Here is a 16,614-nt window from a genome sequence, read left to right on the forward strand (position 1 = left end):
GTCGAGGTACCCGGACCGGACCGGCCGGTCATCCACTGAGCGCGGAGACACGACTGGACAGGTCTTGTACATGTACGCTCATGGCATGCCGATCACCTCGAAGCGACGTCTCGTCGCCGACGCGCTCCGCGACGAGATCGCGACGGGGCGGTACCGAGCCGGCGAGCGCCTGCCCGGCGAGCACGACCTGGCCGTGCGCTTCGCCGTCAGTCGTGGCACCGTCCGAGCTGCCCTCGCCGACCTCGCAGACGACGAGTACATCGCCACCCGGGGTGGGATCGGCTCGGTCGTCACGTTCGACGGCGCCTCCCTCGACCCCCGCGGCGGCTGGGCACGGTCCATCGCCGCTTCCGGGACCGAGGTGTCGACCCGCACCCTGCGCATCGAGCGGTTCGAGGACACAGCGCTCCAGACCGAGGTCGATGCCGCCAGCGCGACGTTCGTCGCGGTCGACCGGCTCCGTGTCGTCGTCGGTGGCAGTCCGGTGTCCCTGGAGCGCAGCGTCGTGCCGCACCTGGGGCGCCTGGCGTCCGCGACCACCGACGGACTCGTCGACGGCTCCCTGACGGCCACGATCGCCGAGACCGGTCTGGTGCCGGCGAGCGCCGAGCAGTGGATCGACGTCGTGCCGCTCGACATCGACGACGCGGCCTTGCTCGACCGCACCGCGGGCACGCCGTTCCTGCGCAGCCGACGCATCGCACGCACGGCCGAAGGCGCGTTCGTCGAGCGTGTGGACAGCCTCCTCGACCCCGACCGCTTCCGACTGCACATGCGCTTCGGGACCACGTCACGACCCCACGACAGGACACCGTGAACCAGCACCGCCTCCGAGACCACGCCCTCGCTGCCCTGACGGGCCTGGCGATCGGCGACGCCCTCGGCATGCCGACCCAGTCGATGTCCCGCGCGCAGATCCTCGCCGACCACGGGGCCATCGCCGGGTTCGCCGACGCCGGACCGCACCAGCGCATCGCCACCGGCATGCCGGCTGGCACGATCACCGACGACACCGAACAGGCCCTGATGCTCGCCGAGCTGCTGCTCGGGGGCAACGGACGACTGGACCCGGTCCGCTTCGCCGAGGCGCTCATCGCCTGGGAGCGCGGGATGGAGGCGAAGGGCTCGCTCGACCTGCTCGGCCCGAGCACGAAGACCGCGGTGCAGCGGATCCTCGACGGCGTCCCCGCGTCCGAGGCGGGCTCGACCGGCACGACGAACGGGGCCGCGATGCGGATCACACCGGTCGGCGTCGCCGTGCCCTCGAACGACCTGGTCCGCTTGGTCGACGCCGTCCAGGACGCCAGCCGCGTCACCCACGACACCGGACTCGGCATCGCCGGAGCGAGCGCGATCGCGGGGGCCGTGAGCGCCGGCATCGACGGGGCGACCCGGTCCGGAGCGCTCGACGCCGCGGTCGCCGCCGCCACGATCGGCGCGGAGCGCGGCCACTGGGTCGCCGGTGCGGACATCGCTGCGAGGACGACGTGGGCGCGTGAGCACCTGCCGACCGTGCCCGCGTCCGCGCAGATCGACACGATCACGCGGCTCATCGGCACGAGCGTGGCCAGCCAGGAGTCCGTCGTCGCCGCACTCGCCCTCGTCGCCCTCGACCTCGACCCGTGGCAGACCCTCTGCGCAGCGGCTGCACTCGGCGGCGACACCGACACGATCGCCGCGATGGCCGGTGCGGTGCTCGGCGCCGTCCACGGGCCGGATGCCTGGCCCGCCGATGCCGTCGCCACCGTGACCACGGTCAACGACCTCCGGCTCGACCGGGTCGTCGACGGACTCCTCACCCTCCGCGCGGGCAGCTGACCCGCCTCCCCCCCTCCCCCCCACGCTGTGGCGTCGCCTGGACAGGCCGACGCACGGTCTCGCGCACCACCCTTCCGACGACGTAAGAGGAACCGAACCATGTCCCACACGCCCACCACGCTCAGCAGCGGCACGCTGACGACGATCGAGCAGCGGGGCATCGAGCCCGTGCCCCACGACGAACGGACCGGTACGCCCGGCGCGCTGTTCTGGGTCTGGTTCGCCGCGAACATCTCCATCCTCGGTCTTCCGCTCGGTGCGACCCTGGTCGCGTTCCAGGGCCTGACCATCTGGCAGGCGTTGCTCGTCGCGGTGATCGGCGCCGCAGGGTCCTTCGCGGTCGTCGGCGTGATCTCCGTCGCCGGCCGCCGCGGCGGTGCTCCGGGTCTGACCCTCAGCCGAGCGGTGTTCGGCGTCCGCGGGAACATCGGGCCGACGTTCGTGTCGCTGCTGTCGCGGCTCGGCTGGGAGACGGTGAACACCACGACGGCGGCGTTCGTGCTCCTGTCGCTGTTCACGATCCTGTTCGGGACGGGCGGTGACGCGAAGGCGAACCCGGTGTTGACGATCGTCGCGATCCTGGTGTTCGTCGTCGCCACGGTGCTGGTCTCCGGCCTCGGGCACGCGTTCATCGTCGCCGTCCAGAAGTGGGCGACGTGGGTGTTCGGTGCGCTCAACGTGTTCGTCGCGGTCTTCCTCGTGCTGCGCGTCGACTGGGACGTCGTCGGGTCCCAGCCCGCGGGCCCCGTCGCCGCGATGGTCATCGGCATCGGCACGATCGCAGCCGGTACCGGCATCGGTTGGGCCACGGCCGGAGCGGACATCGCCCGCTACACCCGCGCCTCGTCGAAGGCCGGCGCGCTCATCGCGTCGAGTGCCGCCGGTGCGGGCATCCCGCTCGTCGTCCTGGTCGGCCTCGGCGCGCTCGTCTCCGCCGGAGACCCGACGCTGGCGCAGGCCGGTGACCCGGTCGCTGCGATCCGCGACCTGCTGCCGAGCTGGATGGCGATCCCGTACCTCATCGCGGCGTTCGGTGGCCTGCTGCTGTCGAACCACCTGTCCGTGTACTCGGCGAGCCTCACCACGCTGACCCTCGGCATCAAGGTCCCGCGCGTGTGGGCGGTCGCGGTCGATGTGGTCGTCACCACACTCGGCGCGATGTACTTCATGCTCGTCGCCGACGGTTTCTACGCCCCGTTCATCACGTTCATCTCCGTCCTCGCCGTCCCGATCACCGCGTGGCTCGGCGTCTTCACCGCCGACATGGTCCGGCGGCGCTGGTACGACCCGGCGGCGCTCCTCGACCTGCGCGCTGGCGGCCGGTACTGGTACCGCGGTGGTGTCGCCTGGGGTGCCCTCGCCGCCTGGATCGTCGCGATCGTGATCGGTTTCCTGTTCACCGAGGTGCAGGTCGGTGACGCGGACCCCGTCTTCGTCGGTGCGTTCTCCGCGACCTGGATCGGCGCGAACGGACTCGGCTGGGTGATCACGTTCATCGTCGCTGCCGCGGTCTACCTGCTGACCGGCGGAGCACGCGGCCGGCTCACCGAGCACGAGCCGGCCACCACCACGGACGCCGGGGCGCGCGCCTGATGCCCCGCCTCGTCTCGGTCGGCAACGTCATCGTCGACATCGTCATGCGCGTCGACGCGATCCCGGATCCGGGCGGCGACGTCATCGCCTCCGCGTCGGAGATCACCGCGGGCGGCGGCCTGAACACGATGGTCGCCGCTGTCCGGGACGGACTCGACGTCGCGTTCGGGGGGCAGTACGGCAGCGGGCCGTTCGGCGACGTGGTGCGTCGCGCGCTCGCCACGTCCGGCGTGGACGTCCTGCAGCCCGGTCTCGACGACGTCGACAGCGGGTACTGCGTCGCACTCGTGGACGCCTCGACGGAGCGGACCTTCGTCACGAGCGTCGGCGCAGAGGGACAGCTCGGCCGCGCCGACCTCGACCGGATCGCCCTCGTCGCCGACGACACCGTGTTCGTGTCCGGCTACGGCCTCGCGCACGCCGTCAACGGGCGAGCGATCGCCGACTGGCTCGGGGGTGTCCCCGACTCAGTCCGCGTCGTCCTGGACCCGTCGCCGCTGGTCGACACGCTGCCCCCGGCGGTGCTCGGCCCCGTCATGGCGCGTGCGGACGTGGTCAGCGCCAACGGACGGGAGGCGCGACTCATGGCTCCCACGTCCGCGGGACTCCCCGAGGCGGTCACCACGATCGCCGCGGCCGCCCGAGGGACCGCCCTGGTGCGCGACGGCGCAGCCGGCTGCTGGGTCGTCGAGCCCGGTGCCTCCCCCGTGCTGGTCCCCGGCTTCCGGGTCGTCGCGGTGGACTCCAACGGTGCGGGAGACGCCCACGGCGGAGTGCTCGTCGCTGCGCTGTCCCGTGGTGCGTCGCTCGTCGACGCCGTCCGCCGGGCGAACGCCGCGGCGGCCCTCGCGGTCACCAGGAACGGTCCGGCGACAGCGCCGACCGCAGCCGAGACGGACGCGCTCCTCGCCCGGCTGGTGTGACGCGTCGACAAGGGTTCCCGGGGGCGGCCGTGCGCTCGATCGGCTACCCGGGACGCCGGTGCGACCGGGAGACGGCGTACCGCCGGAGCCGCACTCCCTCACGCCGTTCGATCGACGACAGCACCGCGTCGTAGTGCTCCAGGACCCGGATGGACCCGGCGTTGTCATCGCGGCAGAGCACGATCACGGGGTCGATCCCGACTCGCGAGGCGTGGGCGAGCACCTGGCCCAGCGCCCACGTCGCCACGCCGCGGCCCCGTGCTGACGGGCGGATCCCGTACCCGACGTGGCCGAACCGGTGCACGCCGGCGGTGTCTCCCGGAGCCCGGAGTGCGATCCCGCCCAGGACACGGCCGTCCTCGACGATCCACCAGAGCGCGCCGGGCCTGGCATGCACTCGGCCGACCCAGGTGCGGAACCCGTCCTCGTCGCTGACGTCGTCGTGCGCCGTGATCCCGAACCCGTCCTCGTGCAGACCCGGCCCCCACTCGGCATGCGCTTCAGCCCACGCCTCGTACAACGCCGTCTGCGGTCGCACCAACTCGAGCATGTCCAAGTATCACAAGGATGCGGGTCGGTCGCGAGGCCCTCGTGGAGATCGCGTCGAGGACGGTCCCGTCGGATCACCATCGGGCCGTGGCTGGAACAGGTCTGCTCGCAGTGAGCATCGCGGTCTTGCTGGGCACCGTCGCGATCGTCCTGTGGCGCGTGCGGAACCCGGCCTGGGTGCGTGACGCTCGGCTCGCCCAGAACGCCAGTCCCGTGTCCAGTCTGCTCATGCTCGCCTTCGGTGCAGTCGTGACGACGCTCGTCCTCGTCCTCGGGGTCTTCTGGGTCGGGACCGGGCACGGCGTCGTCGGGTGGGCGATGGTCGGTCTCGCAGCGACCGGGCTCTCGCACGTCTGGGTCGGTGTGTGGATCCGACGGCAGCCGCTCCCGCAGCCGCGCGCGACCCGCACCCGCCGTGACCCGTAGAGTCGCGAGGCTCTCGACGTCAGGATCAGAACGATGTCCAGCACCGCAACCGTGCCCCGTGGCATCCAGCCCGACGGAAGAGGCCCTACCGCCCGAGCAGCGGCTCCCGCGACGCCATCCCCGCGGCACCGGCCCGCGCGACCGCATCCGGCAGCGCAGCCAGGAACGCGTCGACGTCGGCGTCGGTCGTCGTGTGCCCGAGTGTGATCCGGAGCGCACCGCGGGCGTCCTGCTCCGACAGCCCCATCGCGAGCAGCACGTGCGACGCCTCGGGCACCCCGGCCTGGCACGCCGATCCGGTCGACACCGCGACCCCGGCGGCGTCGAGCAGGAACAGGAGCGAATCGCCCTCGCACCCGGGGAACGTGAAGTGCGCGTTGCCCGGCAGCCGGTCGACGGGGTCCCCCATCAGCACGGCTGACGGGACGGCCGCACGCACCCCGGCGACCAGGCGGTCCCGCAGGGCGGCGAGCGCCGGGTGCGGCATCGGCTCGGCGACCACCGCGCCGGCCGCCACGCCGAAGGCCGCAGCCGCAGGGGCGTCCTGCGTGCCGCTCCGCACCTGCCGCTGCTGCCCACCACCGTGGATGAGGGGTTCGACGGTCGCCTTCCGTCCGAGCACGAGCGCACCGATGCCGACGGGCCCGCCGATCTTGTGGGCGGAGACGCTGAGGGCGTCGAGGCCGGACGCCGCGAACGACACGGGCACCTGGCCGTAGGCGGCGACCGCGTCGCTGTGCACGGGCACGCCGGCGGCGTGCCCGAGTTCGACGATCCGTGACACGGGCTGGATGGTGCCCACCTCGTTGTTCGCCCACAGGAACGTGACCAGGGCGACGTCCGAGGCGTCGGCGAGCCGCGCCTCCAGTCCGGCGAGGTCGACGCGACCCTGCGCGTCCAACGGGACCACGTCGACGACGGCCCCCTCGTGCGTCTCCAACCAGGTCAGGGTGTCGACGGTGGCGTGGTGCTCGCCGCCCGGGACGACGATGCGGGGCCGCTGACGGTCACGCTGGCGAGCCCAGAACAGGCCCTTCACGGCGAGGTTGATGCTCTCGGTACCGCCGGAGGTGAACACGACCTCGACCGGGTCGGCGTCGAGCGAGCGCGCGACGGCGGCGCGGCCGTCCTCGAGCAGCATCTTCGCGCGCTGACCGGCGCTGTGGATGGACGACGGGTTGCCGACGGTGCCCAGGGCATCGGTGAAGGCGGCGAGCGCCTCCGGCAGGATCGGCGTCGTCGCGGCGTGGTCGAGGTAGACCGACAAATGCACCCCCTGGATCGAGCAGTGTCCAGGATACGCGCCGGTCCTCGTACCCTTGTCGCGTGCACGAGACAGCGATCGACCTGACGCCGGGGTTCTCCCTGGGCGGGACCGTCCCCCGGTTCACCCTGCGGTCCGCGACGGCGACGGGCGTCGTCCTGGTCGTGACGAGCGCGGGAAGCGCCGACGGCGCGGACGGGACCGACCGCTCCGACGGCTCCGAGGGCCGGCCGACCCGACACCCGCTCGAGCGCGTGCCGGACACGGACGTGTGGACCGGCGAGGTCCCCGGGGTCGTGCCCGGCGACCGGTACCACCTGCTCGTCGACGGCCCGGTCGGCCCGCGGCACGAGTTCGACCCGACGCGTCCGCTGCTCGACCCGTACGCGCGGGGCATCCTGCCGACGGGGAACGACGAAGCAGCCGGCCCGCGCTGGACCAGCGTCGTCGTCGACGACGCCTTCGACTGGGGCGGCGTCGTGAAGCCGCAGGTCCCGCTCGACCGCGCCGTCGTCTACGAGGCGAACGTCCGCACCCTGACGGCAGCGAACCCGCACCTGCCGGAACACCTGCGCGGCACGTACGCCGGGGTCGCACACGAGAGCACGATCGCGCACCTGCACCGCATCGGCGTCACCACGCTCGAGCTGCTGCCCGTGCAGGCCTTCGACACCGAGCGGTGGCTCCGCGACGCCGGCCGGCAGAACGCCTGGGGCTACAACACGCTCGGGTTCTTCGCCCCGCACGCCGCGCACGCCTCGGCACCGGCCCGGCAGCAGGGTGCCGACGCCGTCCTGCGCGAGTTCAAGGGCATGGTCCGGCTGCTGCACGAGGCCGGCATCCAGGTCGTCCTCGACGTCGTCTACAACCACACCGCGGAAGAGGGCCTGGGTGGCCCGACGACGAGCCTGCGCGGCATCGACGGTGCGAACCGGTACCGCTGGGCGCACTCCGCCTCGCCGTACCGGGACGGCTACTACGACACCACCGGGTGCGGGAACACGCTCGACACCTCGGTCGAGGCGACCGCGGACCTCATCGTCGACAGCCTGGTGTACTGGGCGCGCGAGGTGCAGGTCGACGGCTTCCGCTTCGACCTGATGGCCGCCCTGGCCCGCGACGGCGAGCACCGGTTCGACCCGTCGCACCCACTGCTCGAACGCATCCGGAACCACCCCGACCTGCAGGACACCCTGGTGGTCGCCGAGCCGTGGGACGTCGGCCCCGACGGCTGGAAGACCGGGGCGTTCGGTGCGGCCGGGGACCGCACGAGCGAGTGGAACGACGGCTTCCGGAACACGGTCAGGCAGTTCTGGCTCACCGACATCGCCGAGGAGCGCCGCACCGGCCTGCCGCAGACCGGCATCGGCCAGCTGGCTGAAGCGTTGTCGGGGTCGAGGAGTGTCTTCGGCGCCGACCGCGGCCCGCTGGCGAGCGTCAACTTCGTCACCGCGCACGACGGCTTCACCCTGCTCGACCTGGTGTCGTACGACGGCAAGCACAACGAGGCCAACGGCGAGGACAACCGCGACGGCTCGAACGACAACCGCTCGTTCAACCACGGCATCGAGGGCGACACCGCCGACCGGGGGGTCCGCGCCGCGCGTGGCCGGTCGATGCGCAACATGGTGGCGACGCTCATGCTGTCCGCCGGGGTGCCGATGCTCACCGCCGGCGACGAGCGGAGCCGCACCCAGCACGGCAACAACAACGCCTACGTGGTGTCCGACGACCTGACCCCGGTCGACTGGTCCGACGACGAGGACGCCGAGACGATGACCGAGGCCGTCGCCGCGCTGGCCCGGTTCCGGCAGGCGCACCCGTCACTCCGGCCCACCCGCTTCGGCGTCGAGGGCCAGGAGACGCCGGGGGCCTCGCGGATGTCCTGGTACGGACCGGACGGGCACGCGATGACGATCGAGGGCTGGGACCAGCCGGTGCACCGCGCCCTGCAGTACTTCGTCGAGTCGACACCGGAGCACGAGCCCTTCGACCGCGTCCTGGTGGTCGTGCACGGCAGCGGCCGTACCCGCGACCTGACCCTGCCGGTGCGCGAGGACGTCCTCGGGTACCGCCTGGCCTGGTCGAGCGAGAAGCACCGAGACCACGAGCGCCTCCGTCCCGCCGGGCAGGTCTTCACCGCCTACGGCCCCGGCATCCACCTGTTCGAGGTGGCGTAGCGCGAGCAGGCGGGTGCGGCCGGGCACAGCGACCGTCAGGCGGACGGGAGGCTCGTGGCGGCCCCGCCACGGGCCTTGCGTCCGGTCCTCCACAGGGTCCACGGCGCGCCCGGCCCCTCCACAGTGGGTGGAATCCGGGGAACGCGGAGCCGCCCGCCGGGTAGCGTCGCTTCCGTGGCCACCGCAGACCGACCCCGACGCCCGAAGATCGGGCGCATCCCGATCACCGAGCTCGCCCCGAGGACGCCGAACGGCTTCCCCGGCAAGGCATTCGACGGCGAGGTGATCACGTTCGGTGCGACCGTCTTCCGAGAAGGACACGGCATCATCGGCGCCGACCTCGTCCTCGAACGCCCAGACGGTGGAACACGCACCGTCCCCATGACCCTCGGTGCCCCCGGCACCGACCGCTACGACGCCACGGTGCAGGTCGACCACGTCGGCGTCTGGACCTGGCACGTCGAGTCGTACTCCGACGACTGGGCGAGCTGGCTGCACGGCGCACGCCTGAAGATCGCAGCCGGCGTCGACACCGAGGCGACGCTGCTCGACGGCGCCGTGCTGCTCGACCGGCTGGCCGACGAGACCGGCTCCCCCGCCGCCACACGCGCCGCCGCACGGGTCCGCGACACCGACCTCGACCCGGCGGAACGCCTGGCCGCCGTCGACGACCCGCGCATCGTCGCCGAGGTCGAGGAAGCCCCCCTCACCTCGCTCCGCACGCACTCCGCCACCCAGCTGCTCGACGTCGAACGCACCCGCGCCGGCGTCGGCGCCTGGTACGAGTTCTTCCCCCGCTCCGAAGGCGCGAAGAAGAACCCCGACGGCTCCTGGAAGAGCGGTGACTTCCGCACCGCGGCCCGCCGCCTGCCCGCCGTCGCCCGGATGGGCTTCGACGTCATCTACCTGCCGCCGATCCACCCCATCGGCACCACCGCCCGCAAGGGGCCGAACAACACGCTCACGCCCGGGCCGAACGACCCCGGCAGCCCCTGGGCGATCGGCTCCCCCGAAGGCGGGCACGACGCGATCCACCCCGACCTCGGCACCGAGGACGACTTCCGCGACTTCGTCGAGACGGCGAAGAACACCGGCATGGAAGTCGCGCTCGACTTCGCGCTCCAGTGCTCCCCCGACCACCCCTGGGTCACCCAGCACCCGGAGTGGTTCACGCAGCGCGCCGACGGCTCCATCGCGACCGCCGAGAACCCGCCGAAGCGCTACCAGGACATCTACCCGATCCAGTTCGACACCGACCCCGAGGGCCTGGTCACCGAGGTCGAGCGCGTCCTGCGCCACTGGATCGCCTTCGGCATCCGCATCTTCCGCGTCGACAACCCGCACACCAAGCCGCTGTGGTTCTGGGAACGGGTCATCCGTGAGATCCGCGACGAGCACCCCGACACCGTGTTCCTGGCCGAGGCGTTCACCCGCCCGGCGATGATGCGCGCGCTCGCCGAAGCCGGGTTCCAGCAGTCGTACTCGTACTTCACCTGGCGCAACACCAAGGACGAGATCGAGGACTACTTCACCGAGCTCTCGCACGAGACGAGCGACTACCTGCGCCCGAACCTCTTCGTGAACACCCCCGACATCCTCACCGAGTACCTGCAGTTCGGCGGCCGAGCCGGCTACAAGGTGCGTGCGGCGCTCGCCGCCACCGGTGCGCCGACGTGGGGCATGTACGCCGGGTACGAGCTGTTCGAGGACGTCGCACGACCGGGCTCCGAAGAGAACATCGACAACGAGAAGTACGAGTACAAGCCGCGCGACTTCGCACTGGCCGAGGCCGAGGGCGCGTCCCTCGCCCCGTACGTCACGATGCTCAACCGGTTCCGGGCGGCGCACCCCGCGCTGCGACAGCTGCGGAACCTGCACGTGCACGCCGCTGACGACCCGGCGATCGTCGTCTACTCGAAGCACCTCTCGGGTGACTTCATCCGGTCGGGTCGGCCCGACACGGTGATCGTCGTCGCCAACGTCGACCCGCACTCCGCCCGTGAGACCACCGTGCACCTGGACCTCGCCGCACTCGGTCTGCCGACCGAGGGCCTGTTCGACGTCCGTGACGTCGTGACCGGTCAGCGCTGGACCTGGGGCGCGTCGAACTACGTCCGCCTGGACGCGTTCCAGGAGCCCGTGCACCTGCTCGTCGTGGAAGGACCCCACCGATGACCCCCGAACCGACCGACCCCACGAAGCGCGGACCGGCCGTGCCGCCGGTACCGCCTCCGCCGCCGGCCGTGCCGCGCTACGAGCCGAAGGTGTCCGCTCCCGCCGAGGACCTGCCCGGTGCCCCTCCGGCCGAGCGCGAGGCGCCCGACCGCGGCGTGGCGGAGTCCGCGACGCTCGCCGGACACCCCGCCGACCCGACGCACCCGCGGCAGCCGTCCGTGGCGGCAGCCTCGTCGTCGGACGACCCGCAGGCCCCGACCGGAGGCTCGGCACCGGTCGTCCGTCCGGCGTCCGTCGACGCCCCGGTCGCCCCCGGCGCCGCTGCCGCCTCCCCGGCTCCGGCCGATGCCCCGGCCCCGGCCGTCGGCACTGCCGGTGCCGCCACGGACCCGCGCCCGGCACCGATCGAGGACTGGCTGCGCCTGCAGGTGGCCGAGGGCCGGTGGTCCCAGCCGCACGACGTGCTCGGCCCGCACCCCGTCGACGGCGGCACGAGCGTCCGCGTCGTCCGCCACCTGGCCCGCGCGGTGCGACTCGTCCGCCCCGACGGCGACGACATCGAGCTCACGCACGAGGGCGACGGGCTCTGGGCCGGCGCCACGGCCGACACCCTCGGTCGGTACCGCGTCGAGTCGGAGTACGACTACGACGCGTCGACGGACGAGGACGACGCCACCTGGACCACCGACGACGCGTACCGGTTCGCCCCGACGCTCGGCGAGCTCGACCTGCACTTGTTCGGCGAAGGCCGCGACGAGCAGCTCTGGCAGCACCTCGGTGCACACGCCCGCACGGTCGACGGGGTCGACGGGGTCGCGTTCGCCGTCTGGGCACCGCGCGCCACCGCGGTGCGTGTCATCGGGGACTTCGAGGGCTGGGAAGGCCGCACCACCGCGATGCGCCGTCTGAGCGACCTCGGTGTCTGGGAACTCTTCTGGCCCGGTGCCGTCGTCGGCCAGCGCTACAAGTTCCAGATCCTCACCGACTCCGGCTGGGTGGAGCGGGCCGACCCGTTCGCCCGCGAAGCCGAGATCGCGCCGGCGACGGCCTCCGTCATCACCGAGTCCACGTACACGTGGTCCGAGGGCGACGCCGCGTGGATGGAGCGCCGTGCGCAGACCACCACGCACGACGCCCCCATGAGCGTCTACGAGGTGCACCTCGGCTCGTGGCGCCCCGGCCTGTCGTACCGCGAGGTCGCCGACCAGCTCATCGGGCACATGGAGTACACCGGCTTCACGCACGTGGAGTTCCTGCCGCTCTCCGAGCACCCGTTCGGTGGCTCGTGGGGCTACCAGGTCACCGGGTACTACGCCCCGACCGCACGCTTCGGTTCACCGGACGACCTGCGCTACCTGATCGACCGCCTGCACTCCGCGGGCATCGGCGTGATCATGGACTGGGTCCCCGGGCACTTCCCGAAGGACGAGTGGGCGCTCGGCCGCTTCGACGGCTACGCCCTGTTCGAGCACCCCGACCCCCGCCGCGGTGAGCAGCTCGACTGGGGCACCTACGTCTTCGACTTCGGGCAGCCGCAGGTCCGCAACTTCCTGGTCGCGAACGCGCTGTACTGGCTCGAGGAGTTCCACATCGACGGTCTGCGCGTCGACGCGGTGGCGTCGATGCTGTACCTCGACTACTCCCGCACCGACTGGCTGCCGAACATCCACGGTGGGCGCGAGAACCTCGACGCGATCGCCTTCCTGCAGGAGACGAACGCGACGGCGTACAAGCGGTACCCCGGCATCGTGATGATCGCGGAGGAGAGCACCTCGTGGCCGGGGGTGACCCAGCCGACGAGCGCCGGTGGGCTCGGCTTCGGGCAGAAGTGGAACATGGGCTGGATGCACGACTCGCTCGAGTACGTGCAGCGCGACCCCGCCTACCGCAGCTACCACCACGACGAGATCACGTTCTCGTTCGTCTACGCGTTCAGCGAGCAGTTCACCCTGCCGATCAGCCACGACGAGGTCGTGCACGGCAAGGGCTCCCTGTACGGCAAGATGCCCGGCGACGAGTGGCAGAAGCTCGCGAACGTGCGCGCCTACCTGGCGTTCATGTGGGCGCACCCCGGCAAGCAGCTGCTCTTCATGGGCCAGGAGTTCGCGCAGCCCGCGGAGTGGTCCGAGGCGAAGGGCCTCGACTGGTGGCTCCTCGACCAGCCCGGCCACCGCGGCGTGCAGGACCTCGTCGCCGAACTCAACCGCGTCTACAAGGACTCCCCGGCGCTCTGGACCCACGACTCGACGGCCGACGGCTTCGAGTGGCTCGAGGGCGGCGACGCACCGCACTCGACCCTCGGGTTCCTGCGGAAGGACGGCGACGACCGCGTCGCGGTGTTCGTCAACTTCTCCGGCGTCCCGGTGGAGCGTCGCTTCGGGCTGCCGACCGCGGGCGAGTGGCACGAGGTGCTCAACACCGACGCGGCCGAGTACGGCGGCTCCGGAGTCGGCAACCTCGGCGTCGTCACCGCCGAGGACACCCCGTGGGCGGGCCGCCCGGCCTCAGCGCACGTCGTGGTCCCGCCGCTCGGCGCCGTCTGGCTGAAGCTGGCCCCGTAACCCGGCCCACGTCCAGGACGCGACCGACCGACCGACGGGAGGCCCGGTGCCAGCTGGCACCGGGCCTCCCGTCTGTCGCGTTGCGGGTCCGGGCGGTCCTGCTCGAGACGCCGTCGTGTCCTCGCGACGCCGTCGTGTCCTCGCGACGCCGCGGAAACGCCGAGACGCCGCCGGATCCGGCGGCGTCTCGGCGTGACGACGGCGTCTGCTGCGCCGCACGGACCCGGCAGGGGCTAGTACAGCGCGTTCGCCAGGCGGCGGCGAGCCGCGACCACGCGCGGGTCCTCGGAACCGATGAGCTCGAAGTACTCGACGAGCCGCACGCGCAGGGCTTCACGGTCATCGCCGAACACGGTCGGGACGAGGTCGAGCAGGCGCCCGAAGGCGTCGTCGACGTGTCCGCCCGAGATGTCGAGGTCGGCGACGGCGAGCTGCGCCTGGACGTCGTGCGGGCCTGCGGCAGCAGCGGCGCGGATCTCGTCGGCCGTCCGACCGTCCAACCGGTCGAGCAGCGACACCTGCGCGAGCCCGGCGACGGCCATCTGGTCGTGCGGGTCCTGCAGGATGGCGGTCTTGTACTCCTCGATCGCGGTGGCGTAGTCGCCCTGCTCGATCGCGTCGTACGCGGCCTGGTGGTGCGGCGGGAGCGGCTCCGGCTCCGGCTCGCCCTGCTCCGCGTCGACGTCGGCCGCTGCGCCGTCGACGGACACGCGACCGGACACCCCGTTCTGCTCGGCGGCCTGGAGCACCTGCTCGTAGACGTCGCGGACCTGCGCCTCGGGCAGTGCGCCGACGAAGAGCCCGAGCGGGCGTCCGCCGATCACGGCTGCGACGGTCGGGATCGACTGCGCCTGGAACGCCTGCACGAGCTGCGGGTTCGTGTCGGCGTCCACCTTGGCGAGCACCACGCGGCCGTCGTACTCGGCCGTGAGCTGCTCGAGGATCGGTGAGAGCTGCTTGCACGGCCCGCACCACTCGGCCCAGATGTCCACGATGACCGGGACGACGTTCGACAGCTCCAGGACGTCCTGGAACGTCGCGTCGGTGACGTCGATGACGAGCGACGGGACCGTCGGGCCGGCGCCGCTCGCAGTGCCGACGTCGGAACCGGGCGCGGCACCGCCTGCTTGACCCGCCGGGGCCGGAGCGCCGGACGGCTGGGGCGGCCGCTGTGCGCGGTCGACGAGGGACGACAGGTCCACGGCTCCGCGGAGCCCGGACGGGGTCGGGGGGATGTTGCTCATTGCACCTCACTTGCTGCGGTCAGGCCCTGCGTGAACCCGAGCAGGACCACTTTGCCATCCGAGGCGACCGGCGGCACGTAGAAGAGCAGCTGGACGCTGTAGGTGGCGCTGATGCCCTTCTTGCTCGTGTCGACGCCGGACAGTGCCTTCACGGCACCTTCGGTGTTCACCTCGGCGCCCGACGCGGTCGGGGTCACCTTCTCGATCTCGTCCAGGTCGGCGGAAACCAGGGCGCCGGCGTCGTCCGTCGCGATGGCGACGGCGGAGTCGGCGGGGACCTCGGACGAGTACTCGATCTTCGCCGTATCCGGCAGCGCCTTGGCCTTCTTGTCCTTGTACGCCTTGCCGATGGTCGTGCGGAGTGCGTCACCCTCGGTGGTGAACAGGTCGGCGTACTCGCTGGCGGTGTCCTTCGACAGGATGTCGCCGTAGGCGGTCGCGACCTGGTCCGGCTGGATGGTCAGGAGCTTCGACTCCGGCGCGAGCAGCGCCGCACCGATGGTCGTCGGGGCGAGGCTCGGGATCTTCGCGTCGGCCTCGAGCGACACGTCGTACGCGACCTTGTAGGGATCACGGGCGCTGTCCTGCACCAGGGTCAGGGCCTGCGGCGCCGACTTGGCGTCACAGTCCTCGGCGACGATCGTGAAGACCGTCCGCGGCCAGGTGTCGGTCTGCTGCGGCAGCGCGACGCACACCTGCGCTGCGGAGATCGCCGGCGGCGCCTTGACGTCCGAGTCCTTGCCGCGGATCGAGTAGTTGGCCAGCCGGAGGTCGAGCGCCGCGCCGGAGAACCGGGTGCGGACCAGGTCGCGGTCGCGCGCCCCGTCGGCCTGCTTCGCGACGGCCGCGGCGCGCTGCACGATGCGGGTGATCTGCTGCTTGGTCGCGGCGGTCGGCTCGGTGGGCTCCGCCGCCCCCGTGGCAGTGGCCGTCGGGGTCGGCGTGGCCAGCGACGGGTCGCCGCCCTGCGGCCAGTAGTCCGACGAGCAGCCGGCCAGGGTCAGGGCACCGACGAGCAGCACCGGGACGCCGACGAACGCGCGGGTCCCACGACGACCGGGGCGAGGCACCTGCGCCCCGGCGGCGGCGGCACGGCGCGAGGCACGTACCCGCGGCGGACGGCTGCCACCGCTGCGACGGCGGGGACCGCGGCCACGGCGCTGGTGCAGGAAGGCGAGGACGAGCAGCACGAGGCCTCCGAGGACGAACACGCCGCCGGCCACGAGCAGCGGACCGACCGCCGGCGTTGCGGTGTCCTGCGGCCAGGTGACGGACACGTCGCTCGGTGCGGCGGCCTTGCCGTCGCTCACGACCAGGACCGAGACGTCCTGGGGCAGGCGGACGGTGAACTGTCCGGCACCGTCGTACTCCTGGTACCAGAGGTCGCTGCCCTTCGGCGACGGCACGCTCGTCTCGCTGCCCGAGGTCGACCCGACCAGCGAGCCCTTCTCGGCGTCGAAGCGGAGCGTGGTGTGCTCGGCGTCACCGATCCAGGCGTCGACGTCGGCGGTCTTGCCGTACGCCGCGAACACCTTGCCGGAGCCGGACACGTTGATGCGCTGGTAACCGGGGTTGGCGTTGAGCGTCGTCCCCGGGATCACCGTCACCGGGGCGGAACTGGTCGTCGAGCTCTCGGCCACGAGCGAGGACGGCGGCGCGAACACGGTCCGCTGCCCCACCGCCAGCACCACGAGCAGCAGGCCGATGACGAAACTGACGATCGCCAGGACGAATCGCACGAACACTCTCCCTACCGCGCCGGGGTGGGGATGTCGGCGCGCGAATCAGCGACTCAGGATAGCGAGCATCGCTGGACAGTGCATCAATCCGCGCTGTCGCCGGACTCAGACGACCCGCTCCGGCCGCCACTACAATCGACCG

At 72.2% G+C, this 16,614-nt stretch carries 12 protein-coding genes; 8 read left to right on the top strand and 4 right to left on the bottom strand.

Annotated elements, in window-relative coordinates; genetic code table 11:
- Positions 1 to 85 precede the first annotated feature (85 nt).
- From H489_RS33465 to H489_RS33480, 4 genes are all read left to right on the top strand, one after another.
- Positions 86 to 817 carry a GntR family transcriptional regulator gene (locus H489_RS33465; protein ID WP_017888222.1) on the top strand — a complete coding sequence of 244 codons (732 nt, stop codon included), beginning with the start codon at positions 86 to 88 and terminating at the stop codon, positions 815 to 817.
- The gene (locus H489_RS33470; RefSeq protein WP_017888223.1) at positions 814 to 1,818 is read left to right on the top strand and encodes an ADP-ribosylglycohydrolase family protein; all 1,005 of its coding nucleotides are present in this window, start codon (positions 814 to 816) and stop codon (positions 1,816 to 1,818) included. Before H489_RS33465 ends, H489_RS33470 begins: the two co-directional genes overlap by 4 nt.
- 99 nt (positions 1,819 to 1,917) lie before the next feature.
- A complete protein-coding gene (locus H489_RS33475) occupies positions 1,918 to 3,411 on the top strand; it encodes a purine-cytosine permease family protein (protein ID WP_017888224.1) in 1,494 nt (497 codons plus the stop codon).
- Positions 3,411 to 4,334: a PfkB family carbohydrate kinase gene (locus H489_RS33480; protein ID WP_017888225.1), complete on the top strand. Its 924-nt coding sequence runs from the start codon at positions 3,411 to 3,413 to the stop codon at positions 4,332 to 4,334. Before H489_RS33475 ends, H489_RS33480 begins: the two co-directional genes overlap by 1 nt.
- A 43-nt stretch (positions 4,335 to 4,377) precedes the next feature.
- Here the strand turns inward: H489_RS33480 and H489_RS33485 are convergent, their stop codons facing one another.
- Positions 4,378 to 4,884 carry a GNAT family N-acetyltransferase gene (locus tag H489_RS33485; RefSeq protein ID WP_017888226.1) on the bottom strand — a complete coding sequence of 169 codons (507 nt, stop codon included), beginning with the start codon at positions 4,882 to 4,884 and terminating at the stop codon, positions 4,378 to 4,380.
- 86 nt (positions 4,885 to 4,970) lie between these two features.
- Between H489_RS33485 and H489_RS33490 the strand changes: the two genes are divergently transcribed.
- Positions 4,971 to 5,309, top strand: a complete 339-nt coding sequence (locus H489_RS33490; protein WP_139179675.1) for a hypothetical protein — start codon at positions 4,971 to 4,973, stop codon at positions 5,307 to 5,309.
- Positions 5,310 to 5,394: 85 nt separating this feature from the next.
- Here the strand turns inward: H489_RS33490 and H489_RS33495 are convergent, their stop codons facing one another.
- On the bottom strand, positions 5,395 to 6,576 hold the full coding sequence (locus H489_RS33495; protein WP_017888228.1) for a cysteine desulfurase family protein: 1,182 nt from the start codon (positions 6,574 to 6,576) through the stop codon (positions 5,395 to 5,397).
- Positions 6,577 to 6,635: 59 nt separating this feature from the next.
- On the opposite strand from H489_RS33495, the gene H489_RS33500 reads away from it, so the two are divergent.
- From H489_RS33500 to glgB, 3 genes are all read left to right on the top strand, one after another.
- Positions 6,636 to 8,753 (top strand): glycogen debranching protein, encoded by a 2,118-nt coding sequence (locus H489_RS33500; protein ID WP_017888229.1) that lies wholly within the window; start codon positions 6,636 to 6,638, stop codon positions 8,751 to 8,753.
- A gap of 174 nt (positions 8,754 to 8,927) precedes the next feature.
- Entirely contained in the window at positions 8,928 to 10,928 is a 2,001-nt protein-coding gene (locus tag H489_RS33505) for an alpha-1,4-glucan--maltose-1-phosphate maltosyltransferase (protein WP_017888230.1), read from the top strand.
- On the top strand, positions 10,925 to 13,489 hold the full coding sequence (gene glgB / locus H489_RS33510; RefSeq protein ID WP_017888231.1) for a 1,4-alpha-glucan branching protein GlgB: 2,565 nt from the start codon (positions 10,925 to 10,927) through the stop codon (positions 13,487 to 13,489). Before H489_RS33505 ends, glgB begins: the two co-directional genes overlap by 4 nt.
- 233 nt (positions 13,490 to 13,722) lie before the next feature.
- On the opposite strand, the gene H489_RS33515 is transcribed toward glgB, so the two are convergent.
- Both H489_RS33515 and H489_RS33520 read right to left on the bottom strand, forming a co-directional pair.
- Positions 13,723 to 14,733 (bottom strand): tetratricopeptide repeat protein, encoded by a 1,011-nt coding sequence (locus H489_RS33515; protein ID WP_017888232.1) that lies wholly within the window; start codon positions 14,731 to 14,733, stop codon positions 13,723 to 13,725.
- Positions 14,730 to 16,472, bottom strand: a complete 1,743-nt coding sequence (locus tag H489_RS33520; protein ID WP_031260296.1) for a hypothetical protein — start codon at positions 16,470 to 16,472, stop codon at positions 14,730 to 14,732. Before H489_RS33520 ends, H489_RS33515 begins: the two co-directional genes overlap by 4 nt.
- Positions 16,473 to 16,614: the final 142 nt, after the last annotated feature.

Origin of the sequence: Curtobacterium flaccumfaciens UCD-AKU (assembly GCF_000349565.1) — a bacterium.
GTDB lineage: Bacteria > Actinomycetota > Actinomycetes > Actinomycetales > Microbacteriaceae > Curtobacterium > Curtobacterium poinsettiae.

Coding starts and splice junctions, on each gene's coding strand:
- H489_RS33480 (WP_017888225.1), top strand. CDS start 3,411: ATGCCCCGCCTCGTCTCGGTCGGCAACGTCATCGTCGACATCGTCATG.
- H489_RS33485 (WP_017888226.1), bottom strand. CDS start 4,884: ATGCTCGAGTTGGTGCGACCGCAGACGGCGTTGTACGAGGCGTGGGCT.
- H489_RS33515 (WP_017888232.1), bottom strand. CDS start 14,733: ATGAGCAACATCCCCCCGACCCCGTCCGGGCTCCGCGGAGCCGTGGAC.
- H489_RS33465 (WP_017888222.1), top strand. CDS start 86: ATGCCGATCACCTCGAAGCGACGTCTCGTCGCCGACGCGCTCCGCGAC.
- glgB (WP_017888231.1), top strand. CDS start 10,925: ATGACCCCCGAACCGACCGACCCCACGAAGCGCGGACCGGCCGTGCCG.
- H489_RS33475 (WP_017888224.1), top strand. CDS start 1,918: ATGTCCCACACGCCCACCACGCTCAGCAGCGGCACGCTGACGACGATC.